Raw genomic sequence first — 15,587 nt, 5'->3', positions numbered from 1 at the left:
GACCGTCATCGAGGAATGAGACAAGGAGCAGAAATGGCACAACGTCAAGCCACCATCGCGAGCAGCTCGGGCCTTCACGCTCGCCCGGCCAAGCTCTTCGTGCAGGCCGTGCAGCAGAAGCCGGTCCCCGTCACGATCGCCGTGGAGGGAGGCCCCGACCTCAACGCGGGCAGCATCCTCTCGCTCATGGGCCTGGGTGCGTCGCAGGGTACGGTCGTGACGCTCAAGGCCGAGGGAGACGGCGCCGACCAGGCGCTCGACGAGCTCGTGGCTCTGCTCGAGACGGATCTCGACGCGCAGTGACCGACGCGGAGTGACCGAAAGCCGGATGCCGCGGGCCCTGTATGGGCTCGCGGCATCCGGCTTTGTCGTGTCCGGGTTCAGATGTCCGCGGCGTCGCCGGGATCGAGCGCGAGGAATTCGCCGCCGTCCTGCTCCACCGCCCACTTCAGCCGCGCACGGCCCATGTCGCGGCCGATGACCGAGAGCGTCATGTCGTGTGTGCCGAACGCCTGCCGCGGTGCGACGGCCAGCACGAAGTCCATCGCCTCGCCGATCTTGAGCCACGGCGCACCGACGGGCGCCGCGAGGAGCGTCACCTTCGCACCCTTGGGCACCGCATAGGAGTCGCCCGGATAGTAGAACTCGTCGTTGACGAGCACGCCCACGTTGTCGACGATCGGGATCGACTCGTGGATGACGTTGTGCTTGCCGCCGAAGAACTTCAGGGTGAAGGCCTCGAGCGTCACGGTGTCGCCGGGCGCGACGACAGTGACGTCATAGCCGCCCGCCGCCTTCGCGACACCCTCCGGTCCGTAGATCGGGATGCCCGGCGCATACTGCAGGATGCGGTCGAGATGGTCGGCGGTCCAATGGTCGGGATGCTCGTGGGTGATGACGACGGCGACGACGCTGTTCAGGTCGTCGAGGGGCAACGTGAAGCTGCCGGGGTCGATCACGAGCTTCGCGCCGTCGTTCTCGATCGTCAGGGCAGCGTGCTCGAATTTGGTCACTCGCATGCCTCGAGTCAAGCGCCGAGGGATGCCTCCGGCAAGGCCGTCTCGGCGATTCCGGCCTCGATTTGGCGCACTCGAATCGCCATGGCATACTTGAACGGTTGCCTGACGGCCCCATCGTATAGCGGCCTAGTACGCCGCCCTCTCACGGCGGTAACGCGGGTTCGAATCCCGCTGGGGTCACCAACAACGAAGAAAGCCGGTCCACTCGGACCGGCTTTCTTCGTTCCTGCCGTCCTACCAAAGCCCTCTACGACGGTCAACCCGCTTGGCCGGCACTCGCCGACGCGCCACCATGTGAGGAACGGATCAGTCGGGCTGCGTGCGCCCCCTGGACCGGGTGAGTGATGCGATGAAAGATCTCTTGATAGGCGGTAGCCGATTCCTCACGACCGACGACGTCGCAGACGCCGTCCTCGACTATGCGAGAGCCCTCGCGCAATACGGAAGATCCGACATCGTGCGGTTCCCGGCCCTCGTCGACGGGGTCGCGGCCACGTCGTGGCTCACGCTGGGACCGAGTTCGGGCTCGACGCTGGCGGCCGTGTCGGTCAGCGACGCTCCGATCGGAACGCTCGAGGGCGCGAACGAGGCCTCGGAGGAGATCTCACGTCGGACGCGGACCCTCGAGGGCGACGTCTGACCCGTCACTCGACGGGGGAGTCGTCGTCCTTCGCCGTGGCGTTCTTCACCGTCGCCGGCTCAGGGCGCGCCCGCGATGCCCGGCGCCGCCGCACGAGGCGCACGGCGCCCCACACCACCAGCACCACGATGGCCGCCACGGCGATCCACGGAAGGATGAAGCCGAGCGCGACGACGATGCCGTTGAGCGTCGCGACGAGCCCGTTCCAGCCGGCCACGAGACCGTCGGTGAAGCCCGCGGGATCGGCTTTCACCGGCTCGGCCACCGGCGTGAGCGTGACGGTCAGCGACGACATGTCGACCTGGCTCTGCAGCGACTCGAGCTGCTGCTGGTACGACTCGAGCGTCGCCTGCCGATCCGACAGCGCCGTCTCGGCGGCGATGAGGTCGGACAGGTCGCCCGCCTGCGACATGAGCTGGGTGAGCCGGTCGACGGATGCCTGGGTCGCGTCGATCCGCGCCTGCAGGTCGATCGTCTGCTCCGTGACGTCCTGCCGGTTGACCGAGGTCGCCGTCACGTCGCCGAGATCGGACAGCTGATCCATCATCGTCGTGAGCTGATCCGACGGTACGCGGACGGTGATCCAGGCGCCGTCGGTCGTCGGATACGGGAGGGTCGTGTCGTACACGACGCCCGGATCGACGGGGATGGGCTGCCCGCTCTGGCCGATGCTCATCGACTCGACGTATCCGCCGAGCGCCTCCGCCGAGTGCGCGACGTCTCGTGTCGCCGCAGGCACGTCCTGCACGACGACGGTCGCCGACGCCGTCGTGATGATGTCCCGCCCGGCGGTCGGGTCGGCCGCCCCGGGGACGGAGGACACCCCCAGCCCAGCGCTGTCGCCGGCGGACTCGTCGGTCGACGCGCTTCCCGCCGAGGTGTCGGGGGCAGCCGGAGCGACGGGGGCCGAGCCGACCTCGCTCGAGCCCGCGGTGCCCGACACGAGCGGCACGATCATCGGCGAGACGACCGCGGCCACGACGACGACGGCGGCGGCTGCTGCGCCGCCGATCCACCAGCGCCGTCGCCGTGCGCGCGCCGACGTGCGGTCGCGGCCGATCTCGGCGAACAACGACTGCTCGATCTCGGCGATGCGCTCGTCCGTGAGTTCGGGAAGGTCGGGCTGACGGTCGCCCTGGACGGGCGTCTCGTCATGCGGCGTGCTCATGTGCTCTCCTTGACAGTCGTCCGCAGACGCGTGCGGATGCGGGAGAGACGATTGCGCACGACGCCGTGGGCGACGCCGAGCTCGTCGGCGGCGGCCTGATAGGCGTATCCCTCGACGGCGCAGAGCCGGAAGATGTCGCGGTCGATCGGGCTGAGTCCCGCGACCTCGCGCAGGATGCGCTCGGCGAGGTCGTCGTCGATCACCTGCTGCTCGACGTCGACGGTGGCGGGCAGCGACTCGTCGGCCTCGCCCGCGGTCCGCTCGCGATCGCGGCGCTGGCGCCGGATGCGGTTCGCGGCCTGCAGACGGCAGATCGTCGCGAGCCACGGCAGCAGCGACTCTCCGGCGAGCTCGAAGCCGTGCAGCTTCCGCCAGGCCGCGAGGAACGTCTCCTGCGTGACGTCCTCCGCGTCGGAGGCGTTGCCGACGAGCCCGTGCGCGATCCAGTAGACGGGTCGCACGTAGGCGCGGTACAGCGTGCGGAAGGCATGCTCGCTGCCGTCCCCAGCCGCACGCACGAGCGCGGCATCCGTCGTCTCGATGTCAGTCATCCCCGTCCGTTCGTCGGCCGGCCACATTGTCTCTCAGTCTTGAGGTGTCGGGTCGGAACCGTCCGTCTCACCTGTAGTCTGAACGGGCGAGAGGGAGTATCCCAGCCTCGCGCGTCCGTCATCACGGGAACCCGTCGTGGATCCCCGGGCGCGCGCCGCCTCCGGCGGGGGAGAGACTTTCGGCCCTTTGCGACCCCCTCCCGAAAGGCCTTCATGCCCTACGAGATCCCCGTCTGGTTCGAAGTCACCGCCCTCGTCGTGCTGACGCTGATCCTCCTCGCCGATCTGCTCCTCATCATCAAGAGGCCCCACATCCCGTCGCTGAAGGAGGCGACGCTCTGGGTCGTCTTCTACGTCTCGCTCGCCCTCATCTTCGCGGTGGTGCTCCTGTGGGTCACGCAGAGTCCACAGGCGATGGGCGAGTTCGTGGCCGGCTGGCTCACCGAGTACAGCCTGTCGATCGACAATCTGTTCGTGTTCGTGCTGATCATGGCGCAGTTCTCGGTTCCGCGCCGCTACCAGCAGCAGGTGCTCATGGTGGGCATCATCATCGCGCTCATCCTGCGCGCCATCTTCATCCTGCTGGGTGCGGCCCTCATCGAGAGCTTCAGCTGGATCTTCTACATCTTCGGCGCCTTCCTCGTCTTCACCGCGTGGCGGCAGGCGTTCCCGAGCGCGCACGAAGAGGACGCGCAGGCCGAGGCGGGCATCGTGCGCTTCATGCGCCGCTTCGTCGACATCAGCGACCACTACGACGAGGGAAAGCTCCGCACGGTCGTGCGCGGCAAGAAGGTCTGGACGCCGATGATCCTCGTGTTCGTCGCGATCGGCGTGACCGACCTGATCTTCGCGATCGACTCGATCCCGGCGATCTTCGGCATCACGCAGAACCCCTTCATCGTGTTCACCGCGAACCTGTTCGCGCTGATGGGCCTGAGACAGCTCTACTTCCTCCTCGGCGGCCTGCTCGATCGCCTGAAGTACCTGCACTACGGCATCGCGTTCATCCTCGGATTCATCGGGCTCAAGCTCTTCTTCCACGCCCTCCACGTCAACGAGCTGCCGTTCATCAACAACGGCGAGCCCGTCGACTGGGCGCCCGAGATCTCGACGTGGACATCGCTGCTGGTCATCGTCCTGTCCATGGCGGTCGCCACGATCGCGAGCCTCGTCTCGTCGGCCCGCGAGAAGAAGGCGGTGACCGTGGATGCCGCGGCCGCGGCCGTCGCGGAGGAGAAGGGCACGCCGCCCACCGTCGACCAGCCGCCGAGCCCCGACGACCACCGCTGAGCGGAGGCGAGGGACGGAGCGATCCGCACCCGGTGGTAGTCTGACCGGGTGCGGATCGCTCGCCTTCTCCTTAGCGGCCGCGGCGAGATCTCGTTCTGAGCCCTCCTCGTCGCGGAGTCCGTTGTGGGCCCATCCCATAAGGGGAGCAGTCCCCTTCTCGAGGAGAACGACCAAGCAATGAGCACCCCTGTTTCCGACGACTTCGGCATTCCCGATCGCCCCCGCACCCTGGCCGAGAAGGTCTGGGACGACCACCTGGTCGTGAAGGGCGAGAACGGCGAACCCGACCTCATCTACATCGACCTGCACCTCGTCCACGAGGTGACCAGCCCGCAGGCATTCGACGGGCTCCGCGCCGAGGGCCGGCCCGTCCGCCGCCTCGATCTGACGATCGCGACGGAAGACCACAACACTCCGACGCTCGACATCGACAAGCCCATCGCCGACCTCACCAGTCGCACGCAGATCGAGACGCTGCGCCGCAACGCCGAGGAGTTCGGCGTGCGCCTGCACTCGCTGGGCGACAAGGAGCAGGGGATCGTCCACGTCGTCGGCCCGCAGCTCGGCCTGACGATGCCGGGCATCACGGTCGTCTGCGGCGACTCGCACACATCGACCCACGGCGCGTTCGGCGCGATGGCCTTCGGCATCGGCACGAGCGAGGTCGAGCACGTGATGGCGACGCAGACGCTGCCGCTCAAGCCGTTCAAGACGATGGCGATCACGGTCGAGGGCGAGCTGAGGCACGGCGTCACCGCCAAGGACGTCGTTCTGGCGATCATCGCCAAGATCGGCGCGAACGGCGGCCAGGGCTACGTCCTCGAGTTCCGCGGCAGCGCGATCCGCTCCCTCTCGATGGAGGGGCGCATGACCATCTGCAACATGTCGATCGAGGCGGGCGCCCGTGCCGGCATGGTGGCCCCCGACGACATCACCTTCGAGTACGTCAAGGGCCGCGAGCACGCGCCCAAGGGCGATGACTGGGATGCCGCCGTCGCGTACTGGCGGACGCTGCCCAGCGACGAGGGCGCCGTCTACGACGCCGAGGTGTTCCTCGACGCGAACGAGCTCGAGCCCTTCGTCACGTGGGGGACGAACCCCGGCCAGGGCGTCTCGCTGTCCGGCGTCGTGCCGGATCCCACCTCATTCGAGGACCCCAATGAGCGCGCCGCGGCACAGCGGGCGCTGGAGTACATGGACCTCGCGGCCGGCACGCCCCTCAAGGACGTCCCCGTGGATGCCGTCTTCATGGGCTCGTGCACGAACAGCCGCATCGAGGACCTTCGCGCGTTCGCGTCGGTCGTCCGCGGCCGGACGAAGGCGCCGAACGTCAGGGTGATGGTCGTGCCCGGCTCGGCCCGCGTGCGCCTGGAGGCCGAGGCCGAAGGTCTCGACAAGGTGTTCGAGGAGTTCGGGGCGGAGTGGCGCTTCGCCGGCTGCTCGATGTGCCTCGGCATGAACCCCGACCAGCTCGCACCGGGGGAGCGCTGCGCCTCCACGTCGAACCGCAACTTCGAGGGCCGTCAGGGCAAGGGCGGGCGCACGCACCTCGTGTCGCCGCTCGTCGCCGCCGCGACAGCCGTGCGCGGCACGCTCTCGAGCCCCAGCGATCTGCCGGCCCCGGCCGTGCTTCGACAAGCTCAGCATGAACAGGAAGGGGTGGCCTGACATGGAGAAGTTCACAACCCACACGGGCATCGCGGCTCCGCTGCGCCGCTCGGCCGTCGACACCGACCAGATCATCCCCGCCGTCTACCTGAAGCGGGTCACCAAGACGGGATTCGAGGATGCCCTCTTCGCGAGCTGGCGCCAGGACCCCGAGTTCGTGCTCAACCAGCCCGCCTATGCCGGCGCGTCGATCCTCGTCGCCGGACCCGACTTCGGCACCGGCTCCAGCCGTGAGCACGCCGTCTGGGCGCTGCGCGACTTCGGCTTCAAGGTCGTGCTGAGCCCGAGGTTCGCCGACATCTTCCGAGGGAACGCCGGCAAGCAGGGCCTGCTCGCGGGCGTGATCTCGGAGGCCGACCTGGAGGCCATGTGGACGACGATCGAGGCGCAGCCGGGTGTCCGGATGACGGTCGACCTCCAGGCGCGCATGGCCTCGATCGGCGACCTCGCAGTGCCGTTCGAGATCGACGATTACACTAGGTGGCGCCTTCTCGAGGGCCTTGACGACATCGGGCTGACCTTGCGAAACGAAGCGAGGATCGCCGAATTCGAGGCTCGTCGCGAGGCGTGGAGGCCTCGGACGCTCCCGATTCCGTAAGCTAAGGCGTTCCCGCTTCCTCGCCGGAGGCCCCACCAGGGCAGCCGCGCCATCCATCACCAACAAGTGAGGTCCCACCGGATGAACACTCTTCTCAGCGACTCGGCCGGCCCGAAGACGGGAGCAAGGGAATTGTCCGGAGAGACCCTCGCGATCCGCGGAGGCCGGCCCCTCACAGGCCGTGTCGAGGTGAAGGGTGCGAAGAACCTCGCGACGAAGGCGATGGTCGCGGCGCTGCTCGGCGAGACGACGAGCACGCTGCGCGACGTCCCCGACATCAGCGACGTGCAGGTCGTGCGCTCGCTCCTCGAGGTGCACGGCGTCCGCGTCGACGACGGCGAGGAGGAGGGCACCCTCCACCTCGACCCGAGCGGCGCCGTCTCGGCGCACTTCGAGGAGATCGACGCGCACGCCGGGGCATCCCGCATCCCGATCCTGTTCTGCGGACCGCTGCTGCACCTGCTCGGCCAGGCGTTCATCCCCGACCTCGGCGGATGCCGCATCGGCGACCGGCCGATCGACTTCCACCTCGACGCCCTGCGCAAGTTCGGCGCGATCGTCGAGAAGCTGCCGAGCGGCATCCGACTGTCGGCGCCCGAGGGGCTGCACGGTGCGCTCATCGAGCTGCCGTACCCGAGCGTCGGCGCGACGGAGCAGGTGCTCCTCACCGCCGTGCGTTCGCGCGGCACGACGGAGCTGCGCAACGCGGCGATCGAGCCCGAGATCATGGACCTCATCGCGGTGCTGCAGAAGATGGGCGCCATCATCTCGTACGAGCCCAACCGCGTCATCCTCATCGAGGGCGTCGACTCGCTGCGCGGCTACGACCACCGCTGCATCTTCGACCGCAACGAGGCCGCGTCGTGGGCGTGCGCCGCTCTGGCGACCGACGGCGACATCTTCGTCGGCGGGGCCAAGCAGCAGGAGATGCTCACGTTCCTCAACGTCTTCCGCAAGGCCGGCGGCTGGTTCGAGATCCACGAGGACGGCATCCAGTTCCGCCGTGAGGGCGCCCTCAAGCCGGTCGTCGTCGAGACCGACGTGCACCCCGGCTTCATGACCGACTGGCAGCAGCCGCTCATCGTCGCGCTGACGCAGGCGAACGGCGTGTCGACCGTGCACGAGACGGTGTACGAGAACCGCCTCGGCTTCACGAACGCCCTCGTGCAGATGGGGGCCGACATCGTCGTCCACCCGCACGGCATCGCCTCCGACGACCGCCGCGTCCCGCGCCGCGAGCTCGAGCAGGCAGCCGTCATCACGGGCCCGACGCCGCTGCGCGGCGCCGATGTCGTCGTGCCCGACCTGCGCGGCGGCTACAGCTACCTCATCGCCGCACTCGCGGCGGAGGGGGAGTCGGTCGTGCGCAACGTCGGCATCATCCGCCGCGGCTACGAGAAGCTGTTCGCCAAGCTCGACGCCCTCGGCGCCGACTTCGACGTCATCGGGTAGTCCGTGGCAGCCACCTCGCCGCGGCTGAAGGCGTCGACGGAGAAGTCGCGGCCGAGCGTCTTCTGGCCGCTCGCCGCCGTCATCGCGCCTCTCATCGCGCTGCTTTTCAAGCTCGAGATCGAGGGCGCGGAGAACCTTCCGAGGGAAGGCGCGTACGTGCTCGCGCCCAACCACTACTCGGAGTCGGACCCCCTCGCCGTCGCGCTGGCCGTGTGGAAGTCGGGACGCGCACCGCGGTTCATGGCGAAGGAGTCGCTCTTCCGCGTTCCGGTGCTCGGGTGGATCCTCCGCGTCACGGGCATGGTCCCCGTCGCGCGGACGTCGTCGGCGGCATCCGCCCGGCAGACGCTCGAGACGACCGAGACGCTCGTCGAGCTCGGTCGCGGCGTCATCGTCTACCCCGAGGGATCCCTGACCCGCGACCCCCGGATGTGGCCCATGCGCGGCAAGACCGGCGCCGTCCGGCTCGCGCTGGCAGGCGACATCCCGCTCGTGCCGATGGCGCAGTGGGGATGCCAGGCCGTCCTGCCGCGGTACGGCAAGCTCAAGCTGTGGCCGCTGCGGCGACCGGTGCGCGTGGTGATCGGCGCGCCGGTCGACCTGTCCGCGTTCCGCGCGGAGCAGACGCCGTCGACGAGCAGCCTCGTCGCCGCGACCGACGTCGTCATGGCCGACATCGCCGGCCTGCTCTCGAAGATCCGCAACGAGCCGGCCCCCGCCGAGCGCTGGAATCCGGCCGACCACGGCCAGAAGGAGACGGGCCGCCTTGAGCCGTAGGCAGGATGCCCTCCCGCGGGTCGCCGTCGTCGGCGCCGGCAGCTGGGGGACGACGTTCGGCAAGATCCTCGCCGACGGAGGAGCCCACGTGACGATGTGGGCACGTCGCGCCGAGCTCGCGCACGAGATCGAGGAGGCCAAGCGCAACAGCCAATACCTCCCCGGCATCAACCTGCCGCGCGAGATGTCGGCGACGCACCATCTCTCCGAAGCACTCGAAGGCGCCGACCAGGTCTACCTCTCCGTGCCGAGCCAGACCCTTCGCGAGAATCTCAAGGCCGTGCGCCCGCTCGTGTCGAAGAGCGACGTGCCGATCGTCTCGCTCATGAAGGGCGTCGAGCGCCGCACCGGTCTGCGCATGAGCGAGGTCATCCAGCAGGAGCTCGACTGCGACCCGGGGCGCATCGCCGTGGCATCCGGTCCGAATCTCGCTCTCGAGATCGCCCGCGAGCAGCCCACCGCCGCCGTCATCGCATCGACGAGCCAGGAGACGGCGGATGCCGTGGCCCGCCGCTCGCGCAACCGCTACTTCCGCTCCTTCGTCAACACCGACGTCATCGGCACCGAGTTCGGCGGCGTGCTCAAGAACCTCATCGCCGTCGCGATCGGCATCGTCGACGGAGTCGGCTACGGCGAGAACACGAAGGCGTCGATCATCACGCGCGGCCTCGTCGAGATGACCGACTTCGCCGTCGCTCAGGGTGCCCACCCCGAGACGCTGCAGGGCCTCGCGGGGCTCGGCGACCTCATCGCGACCTGCCAGTCGCCCCTCAGTCGCAACAACACCGCCGGACGCCTACTCGGCCAAGGCTATCGCTTCGACGACGTCGTCAAGCAGATGAACCAGACGGCCGAGGGTCTCGCCTCGGTCGCCCCGGTGCTGCAGCTGGCCAAGGAGGCCGGCATCCAGATGCCGATCGTCGAGCAGGTCAAGCGCGTGCTCGACGGCACGATGGACCCGCGCGAGATCGCGCCCCATCTCACGACCGATGACGACGAGCCGCAGGGCGAGAGGACGCAGAATGGACAAGCCGGTGGTGGCGGTGCTCTTTGGAGGTCGCTCCAGCGAACACTCGATCAGCTCCGCAACAGCGGGAGGCGTCCTCCGCGCGATCAACCGTGACCGTTACCGCGTGATCCCCGTCGGGATCACGCGCGACGGCGTGTTCGTGCTCGAAGACGACGAGCCCGACAAGTTCGCGCTCGACGCCGAGCGGCTGCCGGAGGTCGTCGACAACGGCACACGCGTGCTGTGGCCTGAGGTCGGCGACCGGTGCCTGCGAGTGCGCCGAGCCGACGGCACCGTCGTCGCGCTCGGAGAGCTCGACGTGGTGCTGCCGATCCTCCACGGCGTGCACGGCGAGGACGGAACCATCCAGGGCTACTTCGACACGCTCGAGATCCCGTACGCGGGCGGGGGCGTGCTCGACTCGGCGCTGTGCATGGACAAGCACTTCATGAAGATCGTGCTGCAGGCGGCCGGCGTCGCCGTCGCGCCGTGGATCACGGTGACGCGGGCGCGATGGGCTGCCGATCCGGAGGGTGTGCGGAGGGATGCCGCGGCTCTCGGCGAGCCGATGTTCGTCAAGCCTGCGCGAGCCGGGTCGAGTGTCGGCGTCTCGAAGGTGCACGACGCGTCCGAGCTCGACGCCGCCGTCGACCTCGCCTTCGCGGAGGACGACAAGGTGCTCATCGAGTCGGCGATCGTCGGGCGAGAGGTCGAGGTCGCGGTGCTCGAGGGGCGCTGCGGCGGAGCGACGCGCGCGTCGCTCCCGGGCGAGATCGTGCTGACGACGCGTGAGTTCTACGACTTCGAGGGCAAGTACCTCGGCGGCGACGGCGCGGAGGTCGTGTGCCCCGCAGACCTGACCGACGCCGAGATCGCGTCGATCCAGCAGCTCGGCGTGCAGGCGTTCGACGCGGTCGGCGGCCGAGGGCTGGCGCGCGTCGACTTCTTTCTGACGGCCGACGGTCTCTACGTCAACGAGCTCAACACGATGCCCGGCTTCACGCCGATCTCGATGTTCCCGAAGTGCTGGCTCGCCTCGGGGATGACGTACCCCGAGCTGATCTCCGAGCTGATCGACACGGCGCTCGAGCGCGCGGCCTGATCGGCCGGCCGCGGCCTGATCACCCGGTGCCGGAGTCCTGCTCGTCGAGCGGGGCTTCCGGCGCCGTGCAGTCGGCGTCCTTCGGAAGCTGCGCGACGGCGAGCCGCACGTCATCGAGGACGTTGTTCGGCGAGACCACTTCGTTGTCGACGTAGACCTCCACGGCGGGGTTGCGGCCGTAGGTCGTGAGCCGGTAGTGCGGCGATTCCGACTCGTCGACCAGCCAGTCGATTCCGCCGACCGTGATGCAGCGCAGCGTCGAGGGGCCCGGCTCGGCGACACCGCACGTGAGGAGCACCGCGGCGGGGTCGCCCCACGCGCCAGTGGCCTGCGCGTCGGTCCAGCGCCGCTGCTGCCCGTCGACCGACTGGGGGAGTCGCACCGTCACGTCGGCGCACAGCGGGCTGTTCGCGTCGGGCGCGGCCTTCATCGACACGGTTCCGCCGCTGCAGCCCGTCAGCGCGACGGCCGCGAGCAGCAGTGCCGACGCGGTCCCGGCGGTGCGGAGTCGGCGGGATCGGGTCACCCCTCCAGGCTAACCTGGCACGATGAGCTCTCCCGCCGCCGCACCCCGGGTGGGCGACCTGTCGGAGGGCGCGATCCTGCGCACGATCCTCGAGCGGCTGGGCCCATCGCGCGCTCAGGTCGGACCCGGTGACGACGCCGCCGTGCTGGCGGCGCCCGACGGCAGGATCGTTGCGACGACCGACACGCTCGTGCACGGTCCCGACTTCCGCCTCGCGTGGTCGAGCGCCTTTGACCTCGGCTGGAAGGCCGCCGCCGTCAACCTCGCCGATGTCGCCGCGATGGGCGCGCGACCGACGGCGCTGCTGGTCGCCCTCGCGATGCCCGACGACACTCCGCTGTCGTTCGTGGAAGGCCTCGCCGACGGCCTCCGCGCCGCCTGCGACGCCCTCGCGCCCGGCTGCGCGGTCGAGGGGGGAGACCTCACGGTCTCGGACACCCTCACGATCGCCGTGACGGCGCTCGGCGCGCTCGACGGGCGCGACCCGCTGCTGCGCTCGGGCGCACGTCCGGGCGATGTCGTCGCCGTGGCGGGCGAGCTCGGTCGCGCGGCGCGGGGTCTCGCGGTGCTGTTCGGACGGTTCCGGGATGCCTCCGGCTCGCCCGTGCCCGTCGACGAGGCCGCGCTGAGCGCCGACGAGTCGACCGACCTCGCCCGCCAGCTGCGCCCGTCGCCGCCCGTCGGGCTGGGCCCCGTCGCGGCGGACGCCGGGGCGACCGCTCTCATGGACGTGTCCGACGGGCTCGTGCTCGACGCGACGCGCATGGCAACGGCATCCCGTGTCACGATCCGGCTCGACGGATCGGCGGTGGGTCCGGAGCCGGCGCTCAGCGGCGGCGAGGATCACGCCCTGCTCGCGACGTTCCCGCCGGAAGCCGGGCTGCCGCAGGGCTTCCGCACGATCGGGCGCGTCGAAGCCGCGGGCGCCGATCCCGTGCTGGTCGACGGGGTCGTCCCCGCCGGTCGCGGCGGGTGGGACCCTTACCGGGACTGGGACGCGACGAGGGGCTGACCCCACCACATCGCCGTGTCGCCGTACGCGCGATCGCGCACCGGCTCGAGTCCCGCGGCGTGCCATGGCGGGGCGGGGGAGCGGCGCGCGCGCTCGACCACGACGACGGCGTGGTCGGACAGGAGCGGCCGCAGGGCGTGCAGCGCCGTAGCGAGCTCGGTCTCGCCGACGTCGTACGGAGGATCGAGGAACGCAAGGTCGAACGGCCCGGCGTTGCGGCCGAGGAACGCCGTCACGGCGATGCGGTGCACGCGGATGAGCGGCTCGGCGCCGAGCGCCTTCGTGACGCGCGCCGCGTTGCGCTGCGCGATCGTGGCGGCCGGCCCGGCCCGCTCGACGAGGTCGGCCGACGCCGCCCCGCGGCTCACCGCCTCCAGGCCCAGCGCGCCCGATCCCGCATACAGGTCGACGACGCGTGCGCCGACGATCGCGTCGGCCGATTCGAGGGCGCCGAAGAGCGACTCGCGCACGCGGTCGCTCGTGGGGCGCGTGCCGCTCCCGGGGACATCGAGGGTCGTCCCTCCGGCGCGGCCGGCGATGATGCGCGTCACGCTCCCACCCTACAAACCCGGCGTCGGAGGCGGTGTCTAGAGTGGATCCATGCCCGGCCACACCCTCGAGTCGCGCCTCGACGGCGCCGTCGGGGGCAAGACGGCCGGCGTGCTGGAGCGCGCCTTCGGCATGAAGACGGTCGGCGACCTGCTGGCGCACTACCCGCGGCGCTACGCGCGTCGCGGCGAGCTGACGCCGATCTCTTCGCTTCCGGTCGGCGAGCCGGTCACGATCGTCGCCGAGGTGCGCCGCGCCAACGAGCGCCGCATGCAGGCGCGCAAGGGCACGATCCTCGAGGTCGTGATCAGCGACGGCAACGGCGAGCTGTCGCTCACCTTCTTCAACCAGGCCTGGCGTCTGAAAGACCTGCGCCCCGGCCGCCGCGGAATCTTCGCCGGAAAGGTGGGGGAGTACAAGGGCTCGAAGCAGCTCGCCCACCCCGACTACGAGCTGTTCGACGACGAAGACACGGCGCGGCTCAACGCGCAGGCGTACGCGAACCTGCCGATCCCGATCTACCCCGCGACCTCGACGGTCGCGAGCTGGCAGTTCACGAAGATCGTCGAGCTCGTGCTCGGGGGGCTCGGCGACATCGCCGACCCGCTGCCCGACGCGCTGCGCGCGGTGCACGGTCTGCTCGACGCCCGCACCGCGATCGAGCGCATCCACCGCCCCGATTTCGAAGACCAGATCGAGCAGGCGCGCGAGACGCTCCGCTGGCACGAGGCGTTCGTGCTGCAGGCGGCCCTGCTGCAGCAGCGCCAGTTCGTGCGCGCGCTGTCGGCGATCAAACGGCCGGGCGGTGCGCTCCTCGAGAGGTTCGACGAAGCGCTGCCCTTCCCGCGCACTCCCGACCAGCTGACGGTGGGCGACCAGGTCGAGCGCGACCTCGTCGGCGACTGGCCCATGAACCGTCTCGTGCAGGGCGAGGTGGGCTCGGGCAAGACCCTCGTCGCGCTGCGCGCCATGCTCCAGGTCGCCGAGAGCGGCGGCCAGTCGGCGCTCATCGCGCCGACCGAGGTGCTCGCCGCCCAGCACGTGCGCTCGATCGCGCGGATGCTGGGTCCGAAGCTCGCTCCCGAGCTCATGCCGACGCTCCTGACCGGCCAGCTGCCCGCCGCCGAGCGGCGAAAGGCCGCCCTGCGGGTCGCGTCGGGCCAGGCGCGCATCGTGGTCGGCACCCACGCCCTGCTCAGCGAGTCGACGACCTTCGCCGACCTCGGCCTCGTCGTCGTCGACGAGCAGCATCGCTTCGGTGTCGAGCAGCGGGAGTCGCTGCGCGCGAAGGGCTCCTCGCCGCACGCCCTCGTGCTCACCGCGACCCCCATCCCGCGCACCGTCGCCATGACGGTGTTCGGCGACCTCGATGTGTCGACCATCCGCACGATGCCGCAGGGGCGCGCCGGCATCCAGACCTTCGTCGCCCCGCTCGCCGAGAGGCCCGGCTGGTTCGCGCGCGTCTGGGAGCGCATCGCGGAGGAGGTGGGCCAAGGCCGTCAGGCGTTCGTCGTCTGCGCCGCGATCGACTCCGAGGCGGCGACGAAGGATGACACGGCCGACGAAGCCGTCGAACCCGACGAAGGATCGACGGCACGCACCCGCTGGGGTGTCGTGCAGGCCGCAGACCTGCTGTCGCGGCATCCCGCCTTCGAAGGCATCCGCGTCGAGATCCTGCACGGCAAGATGCCGTCCGAAGACAAGGATGCCGTCATGCAGGCCTTCGCCCGCGGTGACATCGACGTTCTCGTCGCGACGACCGTCGTCGAAGTCGGCGTCGACGTGCCCAACGCGTCGACCATGGCGATCCTCGAGGCCGACCGGTTCGGCGTGTCGCAGCTGCATCAGCTCCGCGGGCGCGTCGGCCGCGGAGGCGTGCCCGGCCTGTGCCTGCTCGTGACCGAAGCGGCGCCCGGCACGTCCGCGCGGGCGCGGGTGGAAGCCGTCGCCGCGACGCTCGACGGCTTCGAGCTCGCAGAGGTCGACCTCGAGCTGCGCGGCGAGGGCGACGTGCTGGGCGACGCCCAGTCGGGCGTGCGGTCGTCGCTGCGCCTTCTGCGGGTCGTGAAGGACGCTCCGCTCATCGCCGAGGCGCGCGGGGCCGCCGAGGGTGTGCTCGAGGCCGACCCGACGCTCCAGCGCCACCCGGGTCTCGCGGCCGCGATCGAGCGTCGCGTCGGCATCCAGGAGCGGGCCGCGCTGGCCAAGAGCTGACGCGGCTCGCCG

General features: G+C 70.2%; 16 protein-coding genes and 1 tRNA gene. 12 read left to right on the top strand and 5 right to left on the bottom strand.

Translation table 11 applies throughout. The annotated features are described in order from the left end of the window. Positions 1 to 33 precede the first annotated feature (33 nt). Positions 34 to 303: an HPr family phosphocarrier protein gene (locus ACH3VR_RS07225; RefSeq protein WP_396640076.1), complete on the top strand. Its 270-nt coding sequence runs from the start codon at positions 34 to 36 to the stop codon at positions 301 to 303. A 77-nt stretch (positions 304 to 380) separates the two neighbouring features. Here ACH3VR_RS07225 and ACH3VR_RS07220 read toward each other — a convergent pair whose 3' ends face one another. Beyond that, complete coding sequence (locus tag ACH3VR_RS07220; RefSeq protein WP_396640075.1) at positions 381 to 1,019, bottom strand: MBL fold metallo-hydrolase; 639 nt, start codon at positions 1,017 to 1,019, stop codon at positions 381 to 383. 107 nt (positions 1,020 to 1,126) lie between these two features. Between ACH3VR_RS07220 and ACH3VR_RS07215 the strand changes: the two genes are divergently transcribed. After that, positions 1,127 to 1,202: transfer RNA gene (locus ACH3VR_RS07215), tRNA-Glu, on the top strand. Between the two features lie 178 nt (positions 1,203 to 1,380). Continuing rightward, a complete protein-coding gene (locus ACH3VR_RS07210) occupies positions 1,381 to 1,659 on the top strand; it encodes a hypothetical protein (protein WP_396640074.1) in 279 nt (92 codons plus the stop codon). A gap of 4 nt (positions 1,660 to 1,663) precedes the next feature. On the opposite strand, the gene ACH3VR_RS07205 is transcribed toward ACH3VR_RS07210, so the two are convergent. Together ACH3VR_RS07205 and ACH3VR_RS07200 are read right to left on the bottom strand one after the other, a co-directional pair. Next, on the bottom strand, positions 1,664 to 2,827 hold the full coding sequence (locus ACH3VR_RS07205; protein ID WP_396640073.1) for a DUF4349 domain-containing protein: 1,164 nt from the start codon (positions 2,825 to 2,827) through the stop codon (positions 1,664 to 1,666). After that, complete coding sequence (locus tag ACH3VR_RS07200) at positions 2,824 to 3,378, bottom strand: RNA polymerase sigma factor (protein WP_396640072.1); 555 nt, start codon at positions 3,376 to 3,378, stop codon at positions 2,824 to 2,826. Before ACH3VR_RS07200 ends, ACH3VR_RS07205 begins: the two co-directional genes overlap by 4 nt. Before the next feature lie 213 nt (positions 3,379 to 3,591). Here ACH3VR_RS07200 and ACH3VR_RS07195 point away from each other — a divergent pair, with 213 nt between their 5' ends. The 7 genes from ACH3VR_RS07195 to ACH3VR_RS07165 all read left to right on the top strand — a co-directional run bounded on the left by ACH3VR_RS07195 (position 3,592) and on the right by ACH3VR_RS07165 (position 11,274). Then, positions 3,592 to 4,668 carry a TerC/Alx family metal homeostasis membrane protein gene (locus ACH3VR_RS07195; protein WP_396640071.1) on the top strand — a complete coding sequence of 359 codons (1,077 nt, stop codon included), beginning with the start codon at positions 3,592 to 3,594 and terminating at the stop codon, positions 4,666 to 4,668. 177 nt (positions 4,669 to 4,845) lie between these two features. Beyond that, positions 4,846 to 6,336, top strand: coding sequence for a 3-isopropylmalate dehydratase large subunit (leuC, locus tag ACH3VR_RS07190; protein WP_396640070.1), 1,491 nt, complete (start codon positions 4,846 to 4,848; stop codon positions 6,334 to 6,336). A gap of 1 nt (position 6,337) precedes the next feature. Then, on the top strand, positions 6,338 to 6,934 hold the full coding sequence (gene leuD / locus ACH3VR_RS07185) for a 3-isopropylmalate dehydratase small subunit (RefSeq protein ID WP_396640069.1): 597 nt from the start codon (positions 6,338 to 6,340) through the stop codon (positions 6,932 to 6,934). Between the two features lie 81 nt (positions 6,935 to 7,015). Continuing rightward, positions 7,016 to 8,386 carry a UDP-N-acetylglucosamine 1-carboxyvinyltransferase gene (gene murA, locus ACH3VR_RS07180; protein WP_396640068.1) on the top strand — a complete coding sequence of 457 codons (1,371 nt, stop codon included), beginning with the start codon at positions 7,016 to 7,018 and terminating at the stop codon, positions 8,384 to 8,386. Positions 8,387 to 8,389: 3 nt separating this feature from the next. Continuing rightward, positions 8,390 to 9,163 carry a lysophospholipid acyltransferase family protein gene (locus ACH3VR_RS07175; protein WP_396640067.1) on the top strand — a complete coding sequence of 258 codons (774 nt, stop codon included), beginning with the start codon at positions 8,390 to 8,392 and terminating at the stop codon, positions 9,161 to 9,163. Then, positions 9,153 to 10,286, top strand: coding sequence for an NAD(P)H-dependent glycerol-3-phosphate dehydrogenase (locus ACH3VR_RS07170; protein WP_396640066.1), 1,134 nt, complete (start codon positions 9,153 to 9,155; stop codon positions 10,284 to 10,286). Before ACH3VR_RS07175 ends, ACH3VR_RS07170 begins: the two co-directional genes overlap by 11 nt. Further along, on the top strand, positions 10,186 to 11,274 hold the full coding sequence (locus ACH3VR_RS07165; protein WP_396640065.1) for a D-alanine--D-alanine ligase family protein: 1,089 nt from the start codon (positions 10,186 to 10,188) through the stop codon (positions 11,272 to 11,274). The genes ACH3VR_RS07170 and ACH3VR_RS07165 overlap by 101 nt, the downstream gene beginning before the upstream one ends. Positions 11,275 to 11,293: 19 nt before the next feature. On the opposite strand, the gene ACH3VR_RS07160 is transcribed toward ACH3VR_RS07165, so the two are convergent. Continuing rightward, complete coding sequence (locus ACH3VR_RS07160) at positions 11,294 to 11,800, bottom strand: DUF3515 family protein (protein WP_396640064.1); 507 nt, start codon at positions 11,798 to 11,800, stop codon at positions 11,294 to 11,296. Between the two features lie 22 nt (positions 11,801 to 11,822). On the opposite strand from ACH3VR_RS07160, the gene thiL reads away from it, so the two are divergent. Continuing rightward, positions 11,823 to 12,812, top strand: coding sequence for a thiamine-phosphate kinase (gene thiL, locus ACH3VR_RS07155; protein ID WP_396640063.1), 990 nt, complete (start codon positions 11,823 to 11,825; stop codon positions 12,810 to 12,812). On the opposite strand, the gene rsmD is transcribed toward thiL, so the two are convergent. Then, the gene (gene rsmD / locus ACH3VR_RS07150; RefSeq protein ID WP_396640062.1) at positions 12,782 to 13,363 is read right to left on the bottom strand and encodes a 16S rRNA (guanine(966)-N(2))-methyltransferase RsmD; all 582 of its coding nucleotides are present in this window, start codon (positions 13,361 to 13,363) and stop codon (positions 12,782 to 12,784) included. The two genes, thiL and rsmD, sit on opposite strands and share 31 nt — an antisense overlap. A gap of 49 nt (positions 13,364 to 13,412) precedes the next feature. On the opposite strand from rsmD, the gene ACH3VR_RS07145 reads away from it, so the two are divergent. Continuing rightward, positions 13,413 to 15,575: an ATP-dependent DNA helicase RecG gene (locus ACH3VR_RS07145; protein ID WP_396640061.1), complete on the top strand. Its 2,163-nt coding sequence runs from the start codon at positions 13,413 to 13,415 to the stop codon at positions 15,573 to 15,575. Positions 15,576 to 15,587 lie beyond the last annotated feature (12 nt).

This window comes from Microbacterium alkaliflavum, from assembly GCF_044325405.1.
Taxonomy (GTDB): Bacteria; Actinomycetota; Actinomycetes; order Actinomycetales; family Microbacteriaceae; genus Microbacterium; species Microbacterium alkaliflavum.
The sequence above is the reverse complement of the archived record's forward strand: the minus strand, read 5'-3'. Positions and strand labels throughout refer to the sequence as shown.